The following is a 21,622-nucleotide window of genomic DNA, read 5'->3' on the forward strand; positions in this document are numbered from 1 at the left end:
CGTTACTCCTGGCCGCCCGATTCCAATGCCTGCCGGGTTAAAGGCTGGACCAGAACCAAACGATAGTCCTTTCCCTCTTCATCTTTACAATCCATTCCATCTAAGGATGGTTTTCCTTGTGTGAAAGGACCTTCATGTGAAATAAGCAATATCTCGCAGGTGAATTTCCCTTTTGGGCTATGGTAGCCTTCATACTCATTTACAAACTCAACCTTTTCTCCATCAGACTTTAGTGAGTTTGTTGCTTCTGTATCACCATTTTTATTTACAATGGTGATGGTAAGGGCTCCTTTTTTGCCTGCTTGCACATCATTTACAAAATAAAGCAGCTTCGTAAAGTTTTTGTACTCCATCTCCCCGGAGACAATTTGATTAAAATCATTGCTTTTATGGTAAACGACTACTTCCTCTCTTTTCAAAGCTTCCTTTTCGGTAAGCTTTTTTCCTTTGAATTCCTTTTCGGTCTCAATTGAGCATCCTAATAATCCCAAAACAACTGCAATTACTGTTATAATGAAACGCAATACGATCCCTCCCTGATTTTGTAAAAGTAATCCTGAAAAAAGTTATTCTATATCATCTTTTTTTAATAGTGTTTATAACCTTGAGGTAAAGAGACTTATTGATAGGCCTGATGAAGAAATACATGATTAGAAGAATAGAAAAAATGGCTAAAGATGTGTATAAAATAAAATAGAGATATCTAACTCCACTAGAAATGAAGGTTTTAACAGAAAATATCATCAGCATGGAAGTCAGAAAAACGGATAGCCAACCTGGGAGGAACTGCAACACAAAATCCGAAGTATTCGCTTTCATCGTCATTGTTATCTTGTTAAATAACCAATTCATCCCGTGCATATAGACCAGTAACAAAGCGGCACTCAGAAATACATCCATCAAATTCGATCGACTCGCTCTCTAAAGTAACTTGATACCAAGGGAGTTTCACCTCAGAAATCTGCAAATGCGTTTTTTCTAAAACAACCCCAACTAAACTAAATAATCTTCCTCCATCTTCAATAATTCGTTAAAATTTGTAAAAACCCTTTAAAAAAAGGATAATTTTTCCACGAGGAGAGGAAATAAAATGAACTTTGACCGTTTATCCAATCGTTTTATGGCGTTTGCTGAAAAGGAATGCAAGGGTTCAAGCGAATTATATGACCATCTCTCCGGGGAAATAGCCGATGATCCGGAAATACTGGAGTTAGCATCGCATGCGCGGCAAGGCCAGCCGATGCCAAATTTGTTGTTCGGCGCAATCCACTATCTGCTTTTGAAAGGATCAAATCATCCATTGAAGGATTATTATGCAAGCTTGACGGATGAACCACTCCCTTCTGAAAAATCATTCCCCTCATTCAAAAGTTTTTGCATGGGGAATCGGGCGAATATTATTGAAATCCTAGAAAACAAATTAGTGCAGACAAATGAAGTGAGACGCTGCGCCTATTTGTTCCCTACTTTTACATACATTCACGAACAGGCTAAAAGGCCGCTTGCCCTCATTGAAATCGGCACGAGCGCCGGATTCCAGCTCCTTTGGGATCATTATGAATACCACTATGGAGACGGAATGGTTTATGGACAGGAGAGTTCCGAAGTAAAAATCCACTCCGAACAAAAAGGAATCCTCAGGCCGGTATTTAATTCGGAAATTCCATCTGTCACTGTCCGTTATGGCCTTGATTTGCACATTAATGATGTGACAAACGACGAGGACGCCTTGTGGATGAAAGCCCTCATCTGGCCCGAGCATCATGACAGAAGGAGATTGTTCGATGCGACCGTACGCTGTATGGAAGAAAACCGCGGGAAAATCACCTTTAGCGAGGGGGATGGAATTGCGCTGTTGAAGGAGATTGCCGACCAAGTGCCCAAAGATTCGGTAATCGTCGTTTTTCACACCCATGTCGCCAATCAAATGTCAGCCGAAATGAAACAGAAGCTGCTGGGAACAATTGAGCAAATTGCCGGGACACAGGACATTTTTCATCTGTATAACAATATGGAGGACCGGGACCTGCATTTGGATTCATTTGTGGATGGGCGTAAAAGTCACAAGCTAGTTGCCATGACGGATGGCCACGGCAGATGGTTTGAGTGGAAGTTGGAAGATGAAGTGGAAACGAATACGCCATAAGGGGGAAAGGTTTTGCTAGAAATCAGGCAATTAGGGCCGAAAGAGTTTCTTAAGCACCACGAGCGATTTGAGGAACTTTTTCAAGAGTGTTTGAGCCCGCATGTGGACGAGCAGACGTGGATGACCAGTTGGCAACAGCTTGCCCAGCGATTCCAGTTGGACAAGTTCATGGACATGAATGAGGCTGAGCTTTTGCAATATGAATGGGATGAAAAGCAGATTGAACAAATAATAGAAAACACAGTAAGAAAAGTCGGTAATTATTTCGCTTTCGATAAAATCAGGATTACGGTCGTACCCGCCCTTCCCTTCCGCTGGTTCCGCCAATTCGATTCATCCATTTGGACGAATGCATTTACGAACGGATCAGGGAATATTGTCCTGGCGGTTCCCCCTCAACCGGACAGGGAATTTTTGCAGTATATGCTGGCACACGAGCTTCACCATGCCTGCCCTGAAAATCCGATTTATCGGCTGACCCTCGATGTCTTTACGTTGGAGGAATGGTACAAGATGGAGGGCACGGCCGAGTATTTCAGCCTCTCGCTCTATCCAGATAACCGCTGGTGGAAAGGCAATCTTGAAGGAGAAGAAGAGCAACGATACTGGCAAAAATGCAAAGGCTTCTTAAAAACGGCCGACGATGCGGTCAAAAGCCCGCTTTGCTTCGGCAATCCGGATAAAGGAATTCCTTTTTTCGCCGGGTACTCTTTTGCGCTGAAGCTTGTTTCGGAATATGTAAAAGCAAATCCTGTTTGCGAATTTAGGGACCTGTTTGATGTAGAGCCGTCCGCGTTGATAAAGAACTACGAAAAAGCTATTTAGAAGTTGGAAAACCGCCCGATTTCGATTGGGCGGTTTTTTAATGGCTTCACAGTATTTTATTTCTGGTTAAAAGCTTCAATAAATTAACCCTTCAATAAAATATTCTTAATCCGATCCATAAACCGCGGTCTTTTAGACAACAAACGGAGCAAGTCGTCATTTTCCTTTTGAACTGGAAAGGTAATATTCCTTGCAACGCAAGGCCGTTTGTTTGGATTCCGCGGCGGTGATGCGTTTTTATTGGTCTTCATACTAAAACACACCCTTTTTCCGCTTGTTTGTATATTCTATGCGACTTTAAGGGGAAATATATAAAAAAAGAGAAGGGATTTGTACCCCCTTCTCTTTCATTTATTTTATTCAGCAGCTCGCCTAATTGCTTCCCTGGCATCAGCTTTCATGCGTCCAATTGAACGATCCAGATTAATGGTTGTTGGTCTTTTGTTTGGGTTTCTAGGAGGTACACTACCGTGTCGGGAAGTTCTTTTTGATGGAGCTTTACGTCCAACTTTTAAAGGTGATTCAACTGTCATCTCTTCCACAACTCCTTTCATCTCTCTTAAGAATACCATATTTTAATCTTCATTTCTATCTTCACCATCGACTTCAACTTCGTCATCGACAGGCAAGAATTCATCTTCGTTGTACAACAGCCACATATCAAATGTATATAGTAGGTTTAACATAAGGGAGGCATCTGCACCTGTGACTACTCTTTCTTTTCTAGAACTGACAACAAAGAGCAAATTATAATATTCTCCATAATAAGGGAATAACACAGCGTTACGATCCTTTTCGATAATTTCAATATTCCCGCCATCTAAAAGTGTCTTGATAGCATGTTTATTCCTCATCCCGATTCCTCTAAGAGTAAAATCATGCTCTTTTAGTACTTTCTTATATGCAGATTCTACATTTCCCTTAAAGATAGCTTGGTCACTTGAAGACTCAACATGATAGGAGTAGACATCAAGATTAAATGACGACCCAAAGTTCCTTAAATATGAAAGAACATATTCTTCATACTTCTCAGGTGTAAATTCAAATTCATCCACCTGCCACTTTATTTCGCTTTTGGGCATCATTTCATTTACTTTAATGAGTTTCTCGCTCAACTCGACAATTGTATCTTGATTCTTATTTATACTTTCCACCAAATTCTCTTGTTTTAACTCATTTGACATAAATTTAGTAATATCCGGTGTTTGAAACACAAACAAGTCAATAATAATCACACTGATAACAAGAGCAATTAAATTTTGCAGATTTTGACCAACATCAGGAAAAGCACCAAATGCCCACAATAAAAAGGATACAAATACAATTAATCCATAATATATTTTTCGCATACCCACTCGATGCTTTAAATAAAATTCCCTGCTCCATATGTATATACATATACTAAAGGCAATCCCAACCAAAAGTATTAAAAAAATAATGACCATATACCAGGTTACTTCCACTCAAATCCCCCTTTCACTCCCTATATTATGGCATAATCTCTCTATGAGAAAAATATGGAACTTTACTAATCTAGTAATAATTCAGGAAAATTAGTAAGCTCAGCTAAAGAAAGGTCTAATAGGGATTTTTGCAAATGTATAAAACTAGTCTAAAAACGCCCATTCGGAACTACCACTTCCGAATGGGCGTTGTTTTTTTGCACTTACAACGACTATTTCTGATTAAAAGCCTTTTTGCCGAGCCTTTCGAACATCCGCGGGAACAGCGCGTAAAAGACGCTGCCAGCGTTCATCCAGCCGGGCAGATTAATTTCGCGGACCGGCTTCAGCATGCTGCCGACAACCTTTTCGGCGACATATTCAGGCTTCAGCATCCAGCGTTGTACATTCTTCACATAAGTCCCGCTTTCATCAGCAATATTGAAAAAGTTCGTCGCAATCGGCCCCGGATTCACGGACGTAACATGAACATTGTAATCGGACAGCTCCATCCGGAGACTGTTCGTATAGCCGAGCACGGCATGCTTCGTTGCCGAATAAACACTCGATTTCGGCGTGGCGATTTTGCCTGCCTGGGAGGCAATATTGATGATATGTCCGGAACGGCGGGCCCGCATGTTTGGTAAAACAGCACCAGTGCAGGCAATCAGGCCGATGACGTTCACATCGAACATTGCCTTGATTTCCTCCATATCCGCCTCGTGGGCAAGGCGAAAAATACCGAATCCGGCGTTATTGACGAGGACATCGATGTCACCAAGCTCGTGGTGGATGCGGGCAAAATCAGCGGTGACGTTATCGGTCTCAGAAACATCAAGTTTGTAGATCAGTATTTTGCTGTTAGTGGTGGACTCTAGTTCCGCCTTCAGTTTTTCGAGTTTATCGCGGCTTCTCGCTAGCAGTGCTAGGTTTGCCCCCTTGGCGGCAGCCAGCTTCGCGATTTCGGCTCCAATGCCGCCCGATGCTCCAGTGATGACGATATTTTTGCCGGCTAAAGTTTTCATCTATTCCACCTCATTTGCTTCGATAGTACTTTGTTTTGCCATTAATAGAAAATTCGACTTCCCCAAGAGACAGCAAATAATCGAGTTGTCCGGCCGTTTCTGATAAGGTCAGTCCCATCTCCCGTTCGTAAGCTGCCGGGAACAGCTGCCGGCATAAATCGAATACGGTCTTTGGGCCGTCTTTAAGCATGCCTTTTATACTCATCGCCCTTTCATGCTGGCGGGTAAGGCGCCGCTCAATCAATTCCGGCAGTTTGCTGACTTCTGACCCATGCCCGGTATAAACGAGCCCAATCGGGTAATCGCGCAGTTTTGCCAGCGAATGATTATATTGAAGCTGCGGCCTGGGACGTTCCTCTCCTTCTTGGACAGGCGGCTCAAGCAAGGGATTTGGTGAGATGTGGGCAAGCACATGGTCACCCGCGATCAGCACCCCATCTTTTTCCCGGTAAAGGGATATATGGCTTTGGGCATGGCCTGGCGTTTCAACGACCAGCCAATCCTCAAAGCCCGGGAGTTTATCGCCTTCTGAAAGCTCGCCGGTCAGCGATCGATTGCAGGAAAACTTCAGTGATTTTTTGAGTTGCCCCGCGAGCCGGTGATAGCTCTCGGGAATGCCGAATTCATGAAACAGCCCGAGGTAGAACCGGTCATGCATTGCCAGAAATTCATCTGTCCGATTGATCCACCGCTCATTCAGCCTGTGCCCGTAAACATCCAGTGATGGCGGGAAATAATCCAATAGCCCCGCATGGTCGGGATGGTCATGCGTGAGGATAACCATTTCGATATCGTCAGGCGCCAGACTGAGGTCTGCCAGCTGTTTCGTTAAGGAATTCCATGCTTCTTCCGTTTTCGGTCCCACATCGACAAGCGCGAGCCTGTCCCCTTTTATGACATATGCATTGACATCCCCAACTGCAAATGGAGTTGGGAGCGTGATTTTAGCAATATTATTGTTCCATTCAGCCATTCCATTTCCCTCGCAAAATTATATTAAGAAAAAGTTGCAGCTTTTGTATTCGCTGCTCCACGTTTAAGTTTAATCCTTTAACCACATATTGTCATTATTTCCGCATAGTTGGGGGATTATCAAAAATGAAGCAGCAGAACCTTCCCCTGCTTCACCGAATGGTACAATAAAGAAAAAAGGCGATGGGGATTATTGTATGCTGATATTTTTGTTGTCGTTAAGCTTATTGATTTGGGTTGTGTTTTTGATAGATGCTTTGGTTGGATTCCGGTCGCTTGACCGTCTTGAGATTGAGGCCCCTCTTTTCGAAGGGCCTTTGCTTTCGGTTGTCGTGGCGGCGAGGAATGAGGAAGCGCATATTAAGGAAAGTGTGCTGAGCCAGCTGAACCAGTCGTACCGCAATGTCGAATGGCTGCTTGTGAATGACCGGTCCACAGACAGGACCGGTGAAAAAATGGAAGAGTTGAAGGCGATCGATGCCCGGGTCCGGGTTCTCCATATTGAAGATTTACCCGAAGGCTGGCTCGGCAAAAATCATGCCCTGTTCCAGGGTTACCTTGCTGCAAAAGGGGACCGAATATTGTTTACGGATGCGGATGTCGAGTACCATGAGGATGCTTTTGCAAAAGCGATTGGCTACTTCGAACGGAACGGCCTTGACCACATGACCGCCGCTCCGAATATGAAGGCAGAAGGGTTCTGGCTGAAATCCTTCGTGGCGTTTTTTCTATTCGGCTTTTCCTATTATAAGCGGCCGTGGACGGCCAACTATCCAAAATCGAAAAACGGGATTGGGATCGGTGCCTTTAACCTTGTTTCGAAAGCTGGTTACGAATCTTTCGGAACCCATGAAGCAATCAGGATGAGGCCGGACGACGACTTGCAGCTTGGCTTGAAAATGAAGCGTGCCGGACGGAAGCAGCGGATCGTGAGTGCGCTTACTCTTCTGGAAGTGGAGTGGTACAGCACCCTAAAGGAAGCGCTGGCCGGACTTGAAAAGAACACGTTCGCTGGGCTTCACTACCGTCTTTCTATGGTTGCCTTCGCCATAGCCGGTACATTCGTCTCCCAGGTGCTGCCGTTTTTCACACTGTTTGTGCCGGATCGGACTGTTTTCCTGCTGAGCCTTGGGAATATCATCGGAATCGCCGCGCTCTATATGCTGGTGTTGCGGAAGATGACCCGTTTTTCCCCTGTTTTGTTCACTGCCTTTCCGCTGACAGCCTCGATTTTCATTTACAGCATCATCCGGGCGAGTTACCTGACATTCAGGCGTGGCGGCATCATCTGGAGGGGAACGAAATACAGCCTGAAGGAACTGCGCAAGCCGTAATTTTTTAATTGAGAATGCGCTTTGCTATACTAAATTTGTTGATTTGACCAAGATTAGGGGAACCGTCCCCTGCAACACAAGGGAGGATTTTGGATGAAGGCGAAGTTGTTTAGCCCGTTTGAGGTTAAGGGTGTGGAGTTGAAGAACAGGATTGTGATGTCGCCGATGTGTATGTATTCTTGCCACAATGAGGATGGGATGGTCGAGGATTGGCATCGGACTCATTATACGAGCCGCGCGGTTGGGCAGGCCGGATTGATTATTGTCGAGGCAACTGCCGTCACGCCGCAAGGAAGGATTTCCCCACAGGATCTTGGGATTTGGAGCGATAACCATGTTGCCGGCTTGAAGGAGCTTACAGGCCTTGTGAAGCAGCATCGATCAGCTATGGGCATTCAGCTCGCCCATGCAGGCAGGAAAGCGGTGCTTGAAGGAGAAATTCTTGCTCCATCGGCATTGGCGTTTGATGAAAAATCAAAAACGCCGAAGGAAATGACGAAGGCCGATATTGAGGAGACAGTCGAAGCATTCAAAAACGGAGCACGGCGTGCAAAGGAAGCTGGCTTTGATGTGATTGAATTGCACGGGGCCCATGGCTATCTAATTAATGAATTCCTTTCCCCTCTTTCGAACGAGCGGACAGATGAATACGGCGGTTCGGCGGAAAACCGTTACCGGTTCCTGCGCGAAATTATTGAGGCTGTTAATACGGTCTGGGACGGCCCGCTGTTCGTCCGGATTTCGGCTAACGATTACAGCGAAGGCGGCATGACTCCCGAGGATTATGTTCCTTTTGCAAAATGGATGAAGGAACAGGGCGTCGATTTGATTGATGTCAGTTCCGGCGCCGTTGTTCCGGCGCGGATCTGGCCATATCCAGGCTATCAGGTGAAGTACTCCGAAACAATCCGTGAAGGGGCCGGCATTGCGACCGGTGCTGTCGGCTTGATCACATCAGGTGTCCAAGCCGAAGAAATCCTCCAAAACGAGCGTGCGGACCTTATCCTGATTGGACGCGAATTCCTGCGTGACCCATACTGGCCGCGCACGGCGGCAAGAGAACTCCGCGTGGAGATCGAAGCGCCGAAGCAATACGAACGGGGTTGGAAATAAGCAAATAATAAATGGCGCCATCTCGTTAAGAGAGGCGCCATTTCTACTAATTCAGCAGGCTTTCAGGTTCAATATCCGTTTTTGATTTCAAATAAAGCCCGTATTTTCCAAGGCCGATGGCGATTGCTGACAACATGAGATTCATCAATACTGCGAACACGGTGAAGCCGCCAAAACTGTAAAACATTCCAACCAAAACGCCGACTAGAGCACTGCCAGCCAATATGTACAGAAAATGTATTTTTGGAAAAAAGAAGGTTATGATTCCGCTGACCAATAAAACAAGCGAACCCATGATAAAAAGAAAAATGCCTGTGAGAATTAAAAATTCCATGTTTGTTCCCCCTTGATTGTCTTTTACTTTTCCCTTTTACCCTTTTTTCTTGTTTGAAACCGCAGAAACAGATTTTTTCTAAAAAACAGGTAAAGCGGCCTAGATTGTTTGACCGCAAGGAAATTGGCCACACTAAAGGAAAAGAGCAATTTGGAGGGTAGCATGGAGAACTTTCCTGTTATTCAAACGAATATTTGGGATGTCGTCATCGCTGTCCCGCTAATAATGGCAATCACCCAACTGCTGAAGCTGTATTTTAATGTCCCGAAACCAATTGTGCCCACCATTGCCCTTGCTGCGGGTTTGCTGCTATCCATTTTAGTGAGCCACCGCAACAGCATACTTTCAGGACTCTTAATGGGCTGGTTTTATGGTTATGCGGCGATTGGCAGTTATGCCGCGTTGAAAACATCCTGGAAGGCTTACAGGGGGAAAAATTAAAAGCCGGCCGATTGGCCGACTTTCTCTATTCGCTTTGGAAAGGTATATCCATTTCCTTAAAGTCCTCCGCCATTTCCGTCTCCGCGAAAAAGCCCATTGCTTCCATAAGAAGCTCTTTGGAAGCTTGCCGGTCGTAGCGTGAACTAATATGGGTCAGGCAGAGTTTTTTAACATTCGCCAGTTTCGCCACTTCAGCAGCCTGGGAGGTTGTCGAGTGGTAATATTCATGCGCCATGGCTTCCTCCCCTGCCGCGAAGGTTGCTTCATGGACTAATAGATCGGCGTCCATCGAGAGTTTTATAGCATTTTCACAATAGCGGGTGTCCCCTAAAATCGTGACAATCCGTCCCTTTTGGCGCGGGCCGAGAAAATTTTCGGGATTGATGACAGTACCGTCCTCAAGCTGGACCCTTTCGCCGTTTTTAATCTTTCTGTAAATCGGGCCCGGGGAAATGCCGGCTTCCGCCAATTTTTCTGCAAGCAGCGTCCCCTGGCGGTCGGCCTCTATTACCCTGTATCCATAGGATGGAATTCCGTGGTCAAGAAGGAGTGCTTCCACCCGAAATTGCCCATCATCAAAAACAACGCCTTCTTCGAGCTCGGTGATTTTAATTGGATATTTTAAATACGAGCCGCTGATGGACAGGCTTGTTTTGATATACTGGCCGATTCCTTTGGGACCGATCACTTCCACCTCAGACTCGCCGCCCTGAAATGAGCGGCTGGATAAAAGCCCGGGAAGCCCGTATATGTGATCCCCGTGAAGATGGGTAATAAAAATTTTTTCAATCCGCCTCGGCTTTAGTGATGTATGGAGAATCTGATGCTGGGTTGCTTCCCCGCAGTCGAAAAGCCAGATGGCTCCTCTTTCTTCAAGGAGCTTCAGCGCAATGGAAGTGACATTTCGAAGCTTAGCGGGAACACCCGCTCCTGTTCCAAGGAATAATAGTTCCAACTTGAAAACCTCTTTCTTTTGCAAAAGTAAGACTATGTATTTTTCCGCCCATTATGGCCGTATCGTTATCCTGTTTTTCTACTATACCATAATGACCAGCGCGCCTCTATGTGAAGCTTAAGTTGGAAAAATGAAACGACAGGATTTTCCATCTTTCCACATTTATTGCGTAATATTTGCGAAAACTGTGAGAAACGGCTAAAATTTTATATTTGTATAGGTACGTTTTATATACTGGATACAATTTTTACGTAAAGGAGTCTTTTCCTTGGCAAAAAGCAAAGAACAAACCTCGCTGATCATGATATTTGGTGCGACCGGGGACCTTGCGAACCGCAAGCTTTATCCGTCTTTATACAGGCTCTTTAGAAAAGGTCTGCTGTCGGAGCGCTTTGCCGTCATCGGGGTTGCCAGAAGGCCGCTGACAAACGAACAATTTCAGGGAAATGTAAAAAACTCGGTTCTTGAAGCAAAAGAGACCGGAAACAATATTGAGCAATTCGCCTCCCATTTTTATTATCATTCCCATGACGTGACAGACTCTGGGTCATATGCAATTCTTAAAAAGATGGCGGAAGACCTTGACAACAGTTACGGACTTGGTGGCAACAGGATTTTCTATCTGGCGATGGCGCCTGAATTTTTCGGTCCGATCGCCCTTCACCTTAAATCTGACGGGCTGACAGATGTTTCAGGCTTTAAGCGGCTCGTCATTGAAAAGCCGTTCGGCCATGACCTTGAATCCGCGGTAGAATTGAATGAACAAATCCGTACTGCCTTCAATGAAGGGGAAGTTTATCGGATAGACCATTACCTAGGCAAACAGATGGTGCAGAATATTGAGGTTATCCGTTTTGCCAATGCCTTGTTTGAACCGCTGTGGAACAACCGCTATATTTCCAATATACAAGTGACATCCAGTGAAACGCTCGGGGTGGAAGAACGCGGACGCTACTACGAAAACAGCGGCGCGCTCAGGGATATGGTCCAGAACCACATGCTCCAAATGGTTGCGCTTCTTGCGATGGAGCCGCCCATCAAGCTGACAACAGATGAAATCCGTTCGGAAAAAATCCGGGTTTTCCGCTCCCTCAGGACAATTGAAGGTGAAGAAGTAGCAGATTACTTTGTCCGCGGCCAATACGGTGCCGGAGATATGGACGGTGTGCCGGTTCCTGCGTACAGGGACGAGCCGATGGTCGATAAAAATTCAAACACCGAAACATACGTAGCCGGGAAGCTGATGATCGACAATGCTCGCTGGGCGGGAGTTCCATTCTATATCCGTACAGGGAAAAGGCTTGGCGCGAAGTCGACGAAAATTGTCGTCCAGTTCAAAGATATCCCGATGAACCTTTATTATCAGCCGGACAAACCGCTGAACCCAAATCTACTCGTCATCCATATTCAGCCGGAAGAAGGAATCACGCTTCACCTGAACGCCAAGAAAGCAGGCCAGGGAATGGATGCGACAGAAGTAAAGTTGAGTTTTGCCAATACGAGTGTAAATGAAATGAATACTCCAGAAGCGTATGAACTGCTCCTTTATGATTGCATGCGCGGGGATGCGACGAACTTCGCGCACTGGGATGAAGTTGCCCTTTCCTGGAGTTTCGTGGACAAGATTTCCGACTATTGGGAGAGCAACAAAGAAGAAAGTTTCCCGAATTATGCTCCAGGCTCAAGGGGTCCGGAAGCTGCCGAAAAGCTTCTTGAGAAAGATGGCTTCTTCTGGTGGCGTGTAAGGGATTTGAAAGTAGAGAAGTGTTAATCCGGAGGGATATCGTGAAAATTCATGATAATCCCCCCTCCGCTCCTTTATCCATGAAATAATAAATGCCGTCCCAGCTGGGGCGGCATTTATTTTACCTTTTATTCTTCATCGCCGGCCCCTTTTATGGAAGGCTTGAATCCCCGCAAAAAATCCTTGTTAAAGCTTGTCTGGGTCCCTTTGTTGGCATCGGTTTTCGTTTTTGACGCGGCATTGGCAATAATGTTTTTTCCGTATTTCTCCTTTAAAACAGAGAGGGTTTTATAAAGCGGCTCCTTTTTCGCTTCCTTTTCATAGGAAAATAAATCAAGTTGTTTGACGGCATCTTCCGTAGAGGCCAGGTCGGAACCGGTAATTCCAAGAAGCCTGACCGGATTTCCATTCCAATTGCCGACAAGGAGCTGTTTGGCAAGCTCTGCAATTTCTTCCTTATGGCCGACCGGATTCCTTAATTTTCGCCCGCGGTTGATGTTTTTCCGGTCCTTATACCGAATTGTGATCGCCAGCGAATTGGCGACGACATTTTTACGCTTCAGCCTCGCTGCCACCTTATCGGCAAGGCCGTCAAGCACTTTAAAAAGCTCCTGCTGATTGGAAATATCCCTTGGCAAGGTTGTCGAATTCCCGACACTTTTAAAGTCGGAAACCGAATCTGGATCAACCGGGCGGGAGTCAATCCCGTTTGCCCGGTCCTTCAGCCTTTTCCCGTTAATGCCGAGAACCATTTTAAGCTGGATTTCATTTCCCGCGGCGAGATCGCCAATCGTTTCAATTCCGATGCCTTTCAATTTATCGGCAGTTTTCCCACCGACGCCGTGCATATCGCCAACTGGACGCGGCCAAAGGATGGACGGTATATCCCGCTTTCTCAGGACGGTTATTCCCATCGGCTTTTTCATATCCGAAGCTGTTTTTGCCAGAAATTTATTCGGTGCGATTCCAATGCTGCAAGGGAGGTCCAGTTGATTAAGGATGCGGTTCTGAATGGAGCGCGCAATTTCAAGCGGACTTCCCAATTCATGGCTTTCCGTTATATCCATATACCCTTCATCTATTGATACAGGTTCAACCAATTCGGTAAATTGCGCGAGAATCTCAAACATCGCTGTTGACGCAGTCCGGTAACGGTCAAAGTTCGGCCGCATGACAATCAATTCCGGACAAAGCTTCTTTGCCTCCCATAAAGGCATCGTGGTTTTCACGCCGCGCTTTCTCGCCTCATAGCTGCAAGTAACGATGATTCCGCGCCTTTCTTCAGGATTGCCGGCGATGGCCAGAGGTTTTCCCTTCAGGGACGAATCGTACGCCGTTTCGACAGATGCATAAAAACTGTTCATATCTACATGCAAAATAACCCTGCCCTTTTTCGGGTACATTTCCTTCATGGCCATCACCTCCTCATTCAGTTTAGCAAACAGGAGCTTGCCGCACCAGCTATCATTTGACTCTCAAACTTGCTTGAATATAAAAAGGGTGCCCAGTATGATAATAAGTGAACTAGCAGGGTGGATTATATTTCTTTGGGAGAAGGCAACAAAAGCTGGCAAATAACCGTCAAATAATTAATAACTATTAACCGAAAGGTTGGAGGTCAAAAATGAAGAAACTAGTGGCCTTATTCACGGTACTCATACTTTTAACAAGCTGCAGCTCTGACAATGGCAAAAAGCAAGAATCAAAACCAGGTGATGCCGATAAGGCAGGGCAGCAAGATCAAGAGAAACAGCCTGCCAAAGAGACAGGCCAAAAATCTGTCGGTAAGGGAGATTCCCAACCCGATAATTCTTCCGCTCCACCACAAGCTTCCATACCTACAGACGAGTATTTTCCTGATGCTCAGCAGACCAAGACATTCAAAGGAACAGGGAATGAATTTGCAGGAGAGGTGGAAACCGTTTTTACGCGTGAGGGAAATTATCTCGCTACCGTGGTTGATAACGGCGGAACAAGAATATTAAGGGTTTATCAACTAGATAAAAAAGGAATTTCACTTGTTTACGAAGAGCCGGAGTATTATTCAGAAGATGCGCCTGAAATAGAATCATTCAAGCAAGCCTTTAAACCACAATTAATCCTCCCTAATCCAGTCAAGCTTAATCAAAAGTTTGATGGATGGATTGTAAAGAAAATAAATGAAACTGTTACTGTCCCATACGGAAAAGTAGACAAAGTGATTGTCCTTGAGCAAAAGGAGGAAGACGGCAGTTTCGCCGAAACTTATTGGGCTCCCCGCCTCGGGATAATTAAAAAAGCTTTTTACATGAAGGGTGCTTCCGAAAATGAACCAGCAGTAACAACTGAACTTGAAAGAGTGGAACAAACTGATTAAGTTAACTTCCATTATAAAAGGGAACCCGCATGGTTCCCTTTTATCGTTTATCTTTTCATCAGGATTTGTTATCCTCGGCTGTTGATTTCCACTCCGGGGACATGCTTTCCGCGGGGCGGACCGCGGAGCCTCCTCGGCGTCATAGACGCCTGCGGGGTCTCCACGTGCCGCTTAATCCCACCGGAGTCAGTCCCCTCCGTTCCAATCAACTTCATTGAAAATCAACATTCACTTTTAACTGAGACACCCATGCAAACAAAATTTGCACCATAGTGAATGAAAATAAGCAGTCTTGTCTATAATGTATGTTCGTTTTAAACAAAGCTTATTTTTAGGGTAGCTTTTCATTAAGTAAAATCCTCTTACGAGTTTGCGACTTCCTCGACAATCGCTACAGCCATTTCAGCGAGCTTCGAGAGTTCTTCGACCGGAATCCGCTCATTCGTTGTATGGATTTCTTCATAGCCTACCGCCAGATTGACGGTCGGTATGCCAAACCCGGCAATCACATTCGCATCGCTTCCCCCGCCGCTTTGCTGAAGCTCACAGCTGCGGCCAATTTTCGCCGCGGCTTTCCTGGCCACCTCAACAACATGGTCGCCTTCACCAAATTTGAAGCCCGGATACATGACTTGCACATCGACTTCAGCCCTGCCGCCCATCTGTTCGGCAACTGTTTCAAAGGCTTCCTTCATTTTAGCCACTTGGGCTTCCATCTTTTCAGGAACGAGCGATCTCGCTTCGGCAAGAATATCCACGCGGTCAGCGACAATATTGGTCGCTTGTCCGCCGGCAAACCGGCCGATATTGGCGGTTGTCTCACTATCAATGCGGCCAAGCGGCATTTTCGCGATTGCTTTCGCAGCGATTGTAATCGCGGATACGCCCTTTTCGGGCGCGACGCCGGCATGGGCTGTCTTTCCGTAAATGACTGCATTGATGCGCGCCTGGGTCGGAGCGGCAACAACGACATTTCCGACTTTGCCATCACTGTCGAGCGCGTAGCCGAATTTAGCTGTTATCTTAAATGGATCAAGCGCTTTGGCGCCCATCAGGCCCGATTCCTCGCCTACAGTAATAACGAACTGGATTTCTCCGTGCTGAATCGACTTCTCCTTTAAGACACGGATCATTTCGAACATCGCGGCCAAACCGGCTTTGTCATCCGCTCCAAGAATGGTCGTTCCGTCAGAGACCACATAACCATCCTTTACGGATGGCTTGATGCCCTTACCAGGCGTAACGGTATCCATATGGCTTGTAAAATAAATCGAGTCCACTCCATCTTTCGTTGCAGGCAGTGTGCAAATCAAGTTGCCCGCACCGTGGCCGGTGATGGAAGTGGTATCATCTTCGAAAACTTCCAGGCCTAGCCCGCTGAATTTCTCTTTCAGCACCTTGGCAATCTCGGTTTCAAATCTTGTTTCAGAATCGATTTGGACAAGCTCAAGAAATTCATTCAACAATCTTTCGCTGTTAATCATTTGTCAAACCTCCGTTGGTATAGGTACTCGCTATTTTAGTATACCTTTCCAGTTTGCCCACTTCAACAAAGCGAAATCAGAGCGGAATATTTCCATGCTTTTTCGGAGGCCGGGTTTCATGCTTGTTCCTGAGCATCTCAAGTGCCTGAAGAAGCTTGATCCGCGTTTCGCGCGGGTCAATGACATCATCGACCATGCCTCGTGCGGCCGCCACATAAGGATTTGCGAATTTTTCCCTGTATTCTTCAATTTTTTGCTGGCGGACCTTCTCCGGATCCGGGCTGTTGGCGATTTCTTTTGCAAAAATGATGTTCGCGGCTCCCTGTGGCCCCATGACGGCGATTTCGGCATTCGGCCAGGCAAAGACAAGATCGGCCCCGATCGATTTGCTGTTCAGAGCGACATACGCGCCGCCATAAGCCTTTCTCGTAATGACCGTCATTTTCGGAACAGTTGCCTCCGAATAGGCGAACAGGATTTTCGCTCCATGGCGGATGATCCCGCCGTGCTCCTGCTTTACGCCTGGGAAGAAGCCAGTCACATCCTCAAACGTAATGATTGGGATATTGAATGAATCACAGAATCGGATGAACCGCGCTGCTTTATCGGAAGAATCGATATCAAGCCCGCCCGCCATGAATTTCGGCTGATTGCAGACAAGACCAACCGTGTCGCCCTTCATCCTAGCAAGCCCGACAACGATGTTCTTGGCAAAATCGCGGTGGATTTCCATGAAGCTGTCTTGATCGACAACTTGTTCAATGACTACCCGAACATCATATGGCCTGATCGGGTCAAACGGGATGCTGTCTACCAAGTCTGGACGATAGTCATTCCCTGTATCTTCAGTTTCCACATGGGGCGGCCTTTCCCTTGAACTTTGAGGAAGATAGCTTAATAGCTTCCTGACCGATTGAAGGACCTCCTCCTCTGTTTTCCCCATAAAGTGGGCATTGCCTGAAATGGAATTATGTACTTTCGCGCCGCCAAGGTCTTCCGCTGATATTTTTTCGCCCGTCACCGTTTCGATCACTTTCGGCCCCGTAATAAACATTTGGCTTGTTCCGTCCACCATGAATACAAAATCCGTAATCGCCGGCGAATAAACAGCTCCGCCGGCGCAAGGACCCATAATAACTGATATTTGCGGGACAACCCCGGAATAAATCGCATTACGGTAAAAAATTTGCCCGTATCCGTCTAACGAAACGACGCCTTCCTGGATCCTCGCCCCACCGGAATCATTGAGTCCAATCACAGGAGCGCCGCTGTTTGCGGCCAAGTCCATAAGATGGGCGATTTTCTTCGCATGCATTTCCCCAAGTGCGCCGCCGAAAACGGTGAAATCCTGGGAAAAAACATATACCGGGCGGCCATTTATTTTTCCATAGCCGGTGACAACTCCGTCGCCGGGCCCTTTTTGCCGGTCCATACCAAAATCAGTGCTCCTATGCTCGATAAACGGGTTCAATTCAATAAAAGAATCCTCATCAAGAAGAAGGTTGATGCGCTCCCTGGCAGTCAGCTTTCCCTTTGCATGCTGGCGTTCTATTCTTTCATCGCCGCCGCCAAGCTCAATTTCACGACGCTTGTCGTACAATTCATTTATTTTCTCAAAAATGTCAGCCATTACTCGTCCATCCCCTTCTTCTCACAAAGCTCGAATAATACACCACCAGTTGATTTAGGGTGCATGAAAGCCACCTGGGCGCCGCCCGCTCCCGGTTTCGGTTTATCCTGAAGCATTATGATGCCGCTCTCTTTCATTTCGTTGATCCGCTCCTGAATGGAGTTCACCCCGAAGGCGACATGGTGGATCCCTTCCCCGCGCTTTTCAATGAATTTCGAGATTGCGCTTTCAGATGATGTCGGTTCTAGCAATTCCAGCTTTGTCCCACCGGCATCGAGGAAAGCAACGATCACTTTCTCGCTGTCGACTTTTTCTATGCCGAGAAGCGGTAGTTTAAGAATGTCTGTATAAAAGGGAAGCGCTTTCTCGAGGGATCGCACAGCAATCCCGATATGGTCCACACGTTTCATCATTTCTTCCACCCCTTGTTTCCGATATTGAATGGCGCGTCCCCATCAGCGCTCATTCCCATCTAGTCTCCAAAAAATTCGACAATTATTGTATTCTCCCAAAAGTGTCATAAATCCTTCCTAATTTGAGTGGTTGTCCACCGGGGATTTTACGGGTACAATAATAGTATCCCATATATACTCTTGCAGGGAGGAAAATTAACTCATGAATAATCGCAAGTCCAGAAAAATCATTGTTTACCTCATGCTTTTTGCCATGCTCGCCTCGACTTTATTATTGGGACTATCATCGTTTCTATAAAAAATAACGCAGAAAAAAGGGACTGCCTGCCATGGCGGTCCCTTTTTCGTCGCGAGTTATTGTATGGCCCCGTATTCAATCCCCAATTCGGAAAACGGCCTGTTTGTTGAAGTAATTAACACCTTTGTTCCAATCGGTATGAATGGAAACAATGATTCAATCCCTTCATTTTGAAGCCTGATACAGCCATTGGAGACATATTTGCCAATTGAGGAAGGGTCATTGGTTCCATGCAGGCCGTACATCCTGCCGTCCGTATCAAGCGCGTCAAAGCCGATCCATCTCGTGCCCAAAGGATTGTCCGGATGGGAGCCTGGAATATTACCCTTGCGGTAAAATGGATGTTCCGCCTTAACGGTTACGGTAAACAGCCCTTCAGGAGTCAGGTCATTACTTTTTCCAGTTCCCACCGAAAGGACTGTCTGGACCCGATTATCATCAATAAAAGCCATCTCATTCGTCTTCTTATTGACAATCAGAAAGGTGTCCCCGGGAAGGGGATTTGGGCCAAGCGGCCAGATTGGCGAGGCAAACAGCAATGCCAGCAGCACATTGAGTACAGATGTCATTCCATTCACTCCTGTTTTTCCTTAGCTTGCGCCAATTTCCTCCCGCTGATTCCTTCCGGCTGGCTTCTTTAATCCCCTGAACGAGCTCTTAATGATAAGATATTGCTCAAGTTCGTTTACCATTTGGACAAGCGCTGCCCTGGCTTCGAACTCCTCCCTCGTTTTCGGCAGCGCCATCTCTTCAAATTCCTTTTTCAAAAGCCTTAATTTATGCAGATAGATGAAAGCCGTGTTTCCTGGATGAATATTACCGCATAAATCCTCAATAAAATCAGCCATCATTTTCCCTTGTTCGAAAGAGTGCGTCAGCGAGGCGGAAATAGGCAAAAGCCTTTCAATGATTTCAAATTGCTTTTCCCTCATTGTGAAATAATGATAATACAAGTTTTCTTCCCGTACCAAATGGTTTTCTACATCGCGAAAGGCTAATGATTTAGCTTCATTCAGCAGCTTGGCAGTTTCGGTTATCTCCTTGCCGTCCCAATCACTCTCATTTGTCCGTAAATACTTCACTATTTCCATAAAAACTTTTCGGAAATTATCTTCAATCCTGGTACTGTACTCAAAAAGCTTGTTTTCCAGGCTGGGCATATAGAGATTCATTAACAGGGCGACGCCGATACCGACGACAATGACAACCAGCTCATTCATGAAAATCGCTTTCGAAATTTGCCCGGCTGAATAGATATGCAGAATAATGACTGAACTTGTCACTACACCATCCTTCGCCTTCAACATGACAATAGTGGGAATAAAGAAAAATAGCATTACGCCAATAATGACCGGATGGTAGCCTAATAACTCAAAGAAGAGGGCGGAAAACGGCATCGCCAGCAGGCATGCGAGGAACCGGTCCCAGGCGGCCCTGAGTGATTTTCTTTGTGTAGGCTTGATACAGAGAATGGTCAGGATGCCTGCCGAAGCGAAATTATGGACGCCAAGCTGCTGTGCAAGAATAATCGAGGCCGCTGTTCCGACAGCTGTCTTTATGGTCCTGTATCCTATCCTGTATTTCATGGAACAACCCTCCTGAAAAATGCAAGGACTCACTTGCTTATACACAAGAAAAAGATGATCGTTCAGACCATCTTTTTCTAGCATATCCCTATTAGAGCATCTTTTGCAAGAATTCCTGGGCCCTTGCGCTCTTTGGTTTTGTAAAAAACTGCTCCGGACTCGCATCCTCCACTAGGACGCCCCCATCCAAAAACAGGACCCTGTCGGCAACTTCTTTCGCAAAGCCCATTTCATGGGTCACAATCGCCATGGTCATTCCTGTATGCGCCAGTGATTTCATGACATCAAGCACTTCTTTGACCATTTCCGGATCAAGTGCCGAAGTCGGTTCGTCAAACAGCATGACGTCCGGCTTCATTGCAAGTGCCCTGGCGATAGCCACGCGCTGCTTTTGCCCACCTGACAACCTTCCTGGATACTCGGATGCCTTATCCGACAACCCGACCCTGTTCAACAGTTCATGACCGACTTTTTCTGCTTCCGCCTTTGAAAGGCCTTTTACTTTCATCGGTGCATATGTGAGGTTCTGTAGGACCGTTTTATGGGGAAATAGGTGAAAATGCTGGAATACCATACCGACATTTTCACGGACCTTCATTATATTTGTTTTCTTATCCGTCACTTCACTCGAACCTATCCAGATTCGGCCGCTTGTTGGTACTTCAAGTAAATTCAGACAGCGGAGGAACGTGGACTTTCCAGAACCTGAAGGACCGATAATGGCAACAACCTCGCCTTCTTTAATCGTGGTTGTAATGCCTTTCAGGACCTCAAGCTTGCCAAAATTCTTCCGCAGTTCTTCAACCTTAATCACCGCGCCTCATCCTCCTTTCGAGAAGCTTGCCAAGTAAGGTCAATGTAATGACCATCATATAATAGATGAAGCCCGCAAATAGGAGCGGTTCAAAATAGGAATAATACTCCGCGCCAACCTGGTAGGAGCGGCGCATAATATCCAAGACCCCGATGGTCGTGACAATCGCCGATTCTTTTGTAAGCGTGATGAATTCATTCATAAGCGCCGGCAGAATATTCTTCAGTGCCTGCGGCAGGATGATATCCCACATCATTTGCCTGTACGGAACGCCCAGCGCCGCTGCAGCTTCCGTCTGACCTTTATCTACCGCAAGAATCCCGGCCCTAATAATTTCAGAAATATAGGCGGCGGAGTTAAGCGCGAATGAAATAATTGCCGCGGCATACGGTTCAATTTGGAATCCAAGAATTTGCGGAGAACCGAAATAGATGATCATAAGCTGAAGGACGAGCGGCGTACCCCTGAATACACTTGTATAGGCGTCCGCCAGCCAGCCGAGGGGCTTAATCGAGCTAATCTTGAATAATGAAAGAATGATGCCTAATGCAAAACCAATGACACCGGCAAAAAACACAATCCGCAGTGTCACCCATATTCCCTCTAAAATATAGGGAATCGAAGGGACAATTTGACTAAAATCCAATCCCATTCTAAAGACCCTTCCTCTCTGTATGAACTGTAAAAACGTTCAGTGAGGCACGCCTACT

22 protein-coding genes are annotated in these 21,622 nt (G+C 46.1%); 8 read left to right on the plus strand and 14 right to left on the minus strand.

Features of this window, described 5'->3' with window-relative positions; genetic code table 11:
- Nucleotides 1-2: 2 nt before the first annotated feature.
- Entirely contained in the window at nucleotides 3-524 is a 522-nt protein-coding gene (locus tag BN1002_RS12550; protein WP_048825353.1) for a hypothetical protein, read from the minus strand.
- A 566-nt stretch (nucleotides 525-1,090) separates the two neighbouring features.
- On the opposite strand from BN1002_RS12550, the gene BN1002_RS12560 reads away from it, so the two are divergent.
- Together BN1002_RS12560 and BN1002_RS12565 are read left to right on the plus strand one after the other, a co-directional pair.
- Nucleotides 1,091-2,146, plus strand: coding sequence for a DUF2332 domain-containing protein (locus BN1002_RS12560; protein ID WP_048825356.1), 1,056 nt, complete (start codon nucleotides 1,091-1,093; stop codon nucleotides 2,144-2,146).
- A 12-nt stretch (nucleotides 2,147-2,158) separates the two neighbouring features.
- Nucleotides 2,159-2,971: a DUF2268 domain-containing putative Zn-dependent protease gene (locus tag BN1002_RS12565; protein ID WP_048825357.1), complete on the plus strand. Its 813-nt coding sequence runs from the start codon at nucleotides 2,159-2,161 to the stop codon at nucleotides 2,969-2,971.
- A 575-nt stretch (nucleotides 2,972-3,546) separates the two neighbouring features.
- Here BN1002_RS12565 and BN1002_RS12570 read toward each other — a convergent pair.
- The 3 genes from BN1002_RS12570 to BN1002_RS12580 all read right to left on the minus strand — a co-directional run bounded on the left by BN1002_RS12570 (nucleotide 3,547) and on the right by BN1002_RS12580 (nucleotide 6,411).
- Entirely contained in the window at nucleotides 3,547-4,434 is an 888-nt protein-coding gene (locus tag BN1002_RS12570) for a type II toxin-antitoxin system SpoIISA family toxin (protein WP_048825359.1), read from the minus strand.
- Between the two features lie 212 nt (nucleotides 4,435-4,646).
- Nucleotides 4,647-5,438 carry an SDR family NAD(P)-dependent oxidoreductase gene (locus BN1002_RS12575; RefSeq protein ID WP_048825361.1) on the minus strand — a complete coding sequence of 264 codons (792 nt, stop codon included), beginning with the start codon at nucleotides 5,436-5,438 and terminating at the stop codon, nucleotides 4,647-4,649.
- A 10-nt stretch (nucleotides 5,439-5,448) separates the two neighbouring features.
- A complete protein-coding gene (locus BN1002_RS12580; protein ID WP_048825363.1) occupies nucleotides 5,449-6,411 on the minus strand; it encodes an MBL fold metallo-hydrolase in 963 nt (320 codons plus the stop codon).
- Between the two features lie 196 nt (nucleotides 6,412-6,607).
- Here BN1002_RS12580 and BN1002_RS12585 point away from each other — a divergent pair, with 196 nt between their 5' ends.
- Together BN1002_RS12585 and namA are read left to right on the plus strand one after the other, a co-directional pair.
- Entirely contained in the window at nucleotides 6,608-7,744 is a 1,137-nt protein-coding gene (locus BN1002_RS12585; protein ID WP_048825365.1) for a glycosyltransferase family 2 protein, read from the plus strand.
- A gap of 93 nt (nucleotides 7,745-7,837) precedes the next feature.
- Nucleotides 7,838-8,857: an NADPH dehydrogenase NamA gene (namA, locus tag BN1002_RS12590; protein ID WP_048825366.1), complete on the plus strand. Its 1,020-nt coding sequence runs from the start codon at nucleotides 7,838-7,840 to the stop codon at nucleotides 8,855-8,857.
- A 46-nt stretch (nucleotides 8,858-8,903) separates the two neighbouring features.
- Here the strand turns inward: namA and BN1002_RS12595 are convergent, their stop codons facing one another.
- The gene (locus BN1002_RS12595) at nucleotides 8,904-9,191 is read right to left on the minus strand and encodes a hypothetical protein (RefSeq protein ID WP_048825368.1); all 288 of its coding nucleotides are present in this window, start codon (nucleotides 9,189-9,191) and stop codon (nucleotides 8,904-8,906) included.
- A 162-nt stretch (nucleotides 9,192-9,353) separates the two neighbouring features.
- On the opposite strand from BN1002_RS12595, the gene BN1002_RS12600 reads away from it, so the two are divergent.
- Nucleotides 9,354-9,632 (plus strand): hypothetical protein, encoded by a 279-nt coding sequence (locus tag BN1002_RS12600; RefSeq protein WP_048825369.1) that lies wholly within the window; start codon nucleotides 9,354-9,356, stop codon nucleotides 9,630-9,632.
- Nucleotides 9,633-9,657: 25 nt separating this feature from the next.
- Here BN1002_RS12600 and rnz read toward each other — a convergent pair whose 3' ends face one another.
- Nucleotides 9,658-10,587 carry a ribonuclease Z gene (gene rnz / locus BN1002_RS12605; RefSeq protein ID WP_048825371.1) on the minus strand — a complete coding sequence of 310 codons (930 nt, stop codon included), beginning with the start codon at nucleotides 10,585-10,587 and terminating at the stop codon, nucleotides 9,658-9,660.
- Nucleotides 10,588-10,888: 301 nt separating this feature from the next.
- Here rnz and zwf point away from each other — a divergent pair, with 301 nt between their 5' ends.
- Complete coding sequence (gene zwf, locus BN1002_RS12610) at nucleotides 10,889-12,358, plus strand: glucose-6-phosphate dehydrogenase (RefSeq protein WP_048827926.1); 1,470 nt, start codon at nucleotides 10,889-10,891, stop codon at nucleotides 12,356-12,358.
- A gap of 101 nt (nucleotides 12,359-12,459) precedes the next feature.
- Here zwf and BN1002_RS12615 read toward each other — a convergent pair whose 3' ends face one another.
- The gene (locus tag BN1002_RS12615; RefSeq protein ID WP_048825373.1) at nucleotides 12,460-13,743 is read right to left on the minus strand and encodes a DNA polymerase IV; all 1,284 of its coding nucleotides are present in this window, start codon (nucleotides 13,741-13,743) and stop codon (nucleotides 12,460-12,462) included.
- Nucleotides 13,744-13,955: 212 nt separating this feature from the next.
- Here BN1002_RS12615 and BN1002_RS12620 point away from each other — a divergent pair, with 212 nt between their 5' ends.
- The gene (locus BN1002_RS12620; protein ID WP_048825374.1) at nucleotides 13,956-14,687 is read left to right on the plus strand and encodes a hypothetical protein; all 732 of its coding nucleotides are present in this window, start codon (nucleotides 13,956-13,958) and stop codon (nucleotides 14,685-14,687) included.
- Between the two features lie 362 nt (nucleotides 14,688-15,049).
- On the opposite strand, the gene BN1002_RS12625 is transcribed toward BN1002_RS12620, so the two are convergent.
- From BN1002_RS12625 to mce, 3 genes are all read right to left on the minus strand, one after another.
- Entirely contained in the window at nucleotides 15,050-16,171 is a 1,122-nt protein-coding gene (locus BN1002_RS12625; protein ID WP_048825375.1) for a M20/M25/M40 family metallo-hydrolase, read from the minus strand.
- 76 nt (nucleotides 16,172-16,247) lie between these two features.
- Entirely contained in the window at nucleotides 16,248-17,801 is a 1,554-nt protein-coding gene (locus tag BN1002_RS12630) for an acyl-CoA carboxylase subunit beta (protein WP_048825377.1), read from the minus strand.
- Entirely contained in the window at nucleotides 17,801-18,214 is a 414-nt protein-coding gene (mce, locus tag BN1002_RS12635; RefSeq protein WP_048825378.1) for a methylmalonyl-CoA epimerase, read from the minus strand. The genes BN1002_RS12630 and mce overlap by 1 nt, the downstream gene beginning before the upstream one ends.
- A gap of 202 nt (nucleotides 18,215-18,416) precedes the next feature.
- On the opposite strand from mce, the gene prli42 reads away from it, so the two are divergent.
- Nucleotides 18,417-18,512: a stressosome-associated protein Prli42 gene (gene prli42, locus BN1002_RS23765; protein ID WP_156129718.1), complete on the plus strand. Its 96-nt coding sequence runs from the start codon at nucleotides 18,417-18,419 to the stop codon at nucleotides 18,510-18,512.
- A gap of 56 nt (nucleotides 18,513-18,568) precedes the next feature.
- Here the strand turns inward: prli42 and BN1002_RS12640 are convergent, their stop codons facing one another.
- From BN1002_RS12640 to BN1002_RS12655, 4 genes are all read right to left on the minus strand, one after another.
- On the minus strand, nucleotides 18,569-19,081 hold the full coding sequence (locus tag BN1002_RS12640) for a L,D-transpeptidase (RefSeq protein ID WP_048825380.1): 513 nt from the start codon (nucleotides 19,079-19,081) through the stop codon (nucleotides 18,569-18,571).
- A gap of 21 nt (nucleotides 19,082-19,102) precedes the next feature.
- Nucleotides 19,103-20,098, minus strand: coding sequence for an aromatic acid exporter family protein (locus BN1002_RS12645; protein WP_048825382.1), 996 nt, complete (start codon nucleotides 20,096-20,098; stop codon nucleotides 19,103-19,105).
- A gap of 91 nt (nucleotides 20,099-20,189) precedes the next feature.
- Nucleotides 20,190-20,912: an amino acid ABC transporter ATP-binding protein gene (locus tag BN1002_RS12650; protein ID WP_048825383.1), complete on the minus strand. Its 723-nt coding sequence runs from the start codon at nucleotides 20,910-20,912 to the stop codon at nucleotides 20,190-20,192.
- Complete coding sequence (locus BN1002_RS12655; protein ID WP_048825385.1) at nucleotides 20,905-21,564, minus strand: amino acid ABC transporter permease; 660 nt, start codon at nucleotides 21,562-21,564, stop codon at nucleotides 20,905-20,907. The genes BN1002_RS12650 and BN1002_RS12655 overlap by 8 nt, the downstream gene beginning before the upstream one ends.
- Nucleotides 21,565-21,622: the final 58 nt, after the last annotated feature.

The sequence above is a fragment of the Bacillus sp. B-jedd genome, assembly GCF_000821085.1.
GTDB lineage: Bacteria > Bacillota > Bacilli > Bacillales > Cytobacillaceae > Bacillus_D.

Bases quoted from the DNA above. Each gene is read 5' to 3' on its own strand.
- BN1002_RS12655 (WP_048825385.1), bottom strand. From the start codon at position 21,564: ATGGGATTGGATTTTAGTCAAATTGTCCCTTCGATTCCCTATATTTTA.
- BN1002_RS12585 (WP_048825365.1), top strand. From the start codon at position 6,608: ATGCTGATATTTTTGTTGTCGTTAAGCTTATTGATTTGGGTTGTGTTT.
- BN1002_RS12580 (WP_048825363.1), bottom strand. From the start codon at position 6,411: ATGGCTGAATGGAACAATAATATTGCTAAAATCACGCTCCCAACTCCA.
- mce (WP_048825378.1), bottom strand. From the start codon at position 18,214: ATGATGAAACGTGTGGACCATATCGGGATTGCTGTGCGATCCCTCGAG.
- namA (WP_048825366.1), top strand. From the start codon at position 7,838: ATGAAGGCGAAGTTGTTTAGCCCGTTTGAGGTTAAGGGTGTGGAGTTG.
- BN1002_RS12615 (WP_048825373.1), bottom strand. From the start codon at position 13,743: ATGAAGGAAATGTACCCGAAAAAGGGCAGGGTTATTTTGCATGTAGAT.
- BN1002_RS12620 (WP_048825374.1), top strand. From the start codon at position 13,956: ATGAAGAAACTAGTGGCCTTATTCACGGTACTCATACTTTTAACAAGC.
- BN1002_RS12645 (WP_048825382.1), bottom strand. From the start codon at position 20,098: ATGAAATACAGGATAGGATACAGGACCATAAAGACAGCTGTCGGAACA.
- BN1002_RS12640 (WP_048825380.1), bottom strand. From the start codon at position 19,081: ATGACATCTGTACTCAATGTGCTGCTGGCATTGCTGTTTGCCTCGCCA.
- zwf (WP_048827926.1), top strand. From the start codon at position 10,889: ATGATATTTGGTGCGACCGGGGACCTTGCGAACCGCAAGCTTTATCCG.
- BN1002_RS12560 (WP_048825356.1), top strand. From the start codon at position 1,091: ATGAACTTTGACCGTTTATCCAATCGTTTTATGGCGTTTGCTGAAAAG.
- BN1002_RS12625 (WP_048825375.1), bottom strand. From the start codon at position 16,171: ATGATTAACAGCGAAAGATTGTTGAATGAATTTCTTGAGCTTGTCCAA.
- BN1002_RS12630 (WP_048825377.1), bottom strand. From the start codon at position 17,801: ATGGCTGACATTTTTGAGAAAATAAATGAATTGTACGACAAGCGTCGT.
- BN1002_RS12595 (WP_048825368.1), bottom strand. From the start codon at position 9,191: ATGGAATTTTTAATTCTCACAGGCATTTTTCTTTTTATCATGGGTTCG.
- BN1002_RS12600 (WP_048825369.1), top strand. From the start codon at position 9,354: ATGGAGAACTTTCCTGTTATTCAAACGAATATTTGGGATGTCGTCATC.
- BN1002_RS12575 (WP_048825361.1), bottom strand. From the start codon at position 5,438: ATGAAAACTTTAGCCGGCAAAAATATCGTCATCACTGGAGCATCGGGC.
- prli42 (WP_156129718.1), top strand. From the start codon at position 18,417: ATGAATAATCGCAAGTCCAGAAAAATCATTGTTTACCTCATGCTTTTT.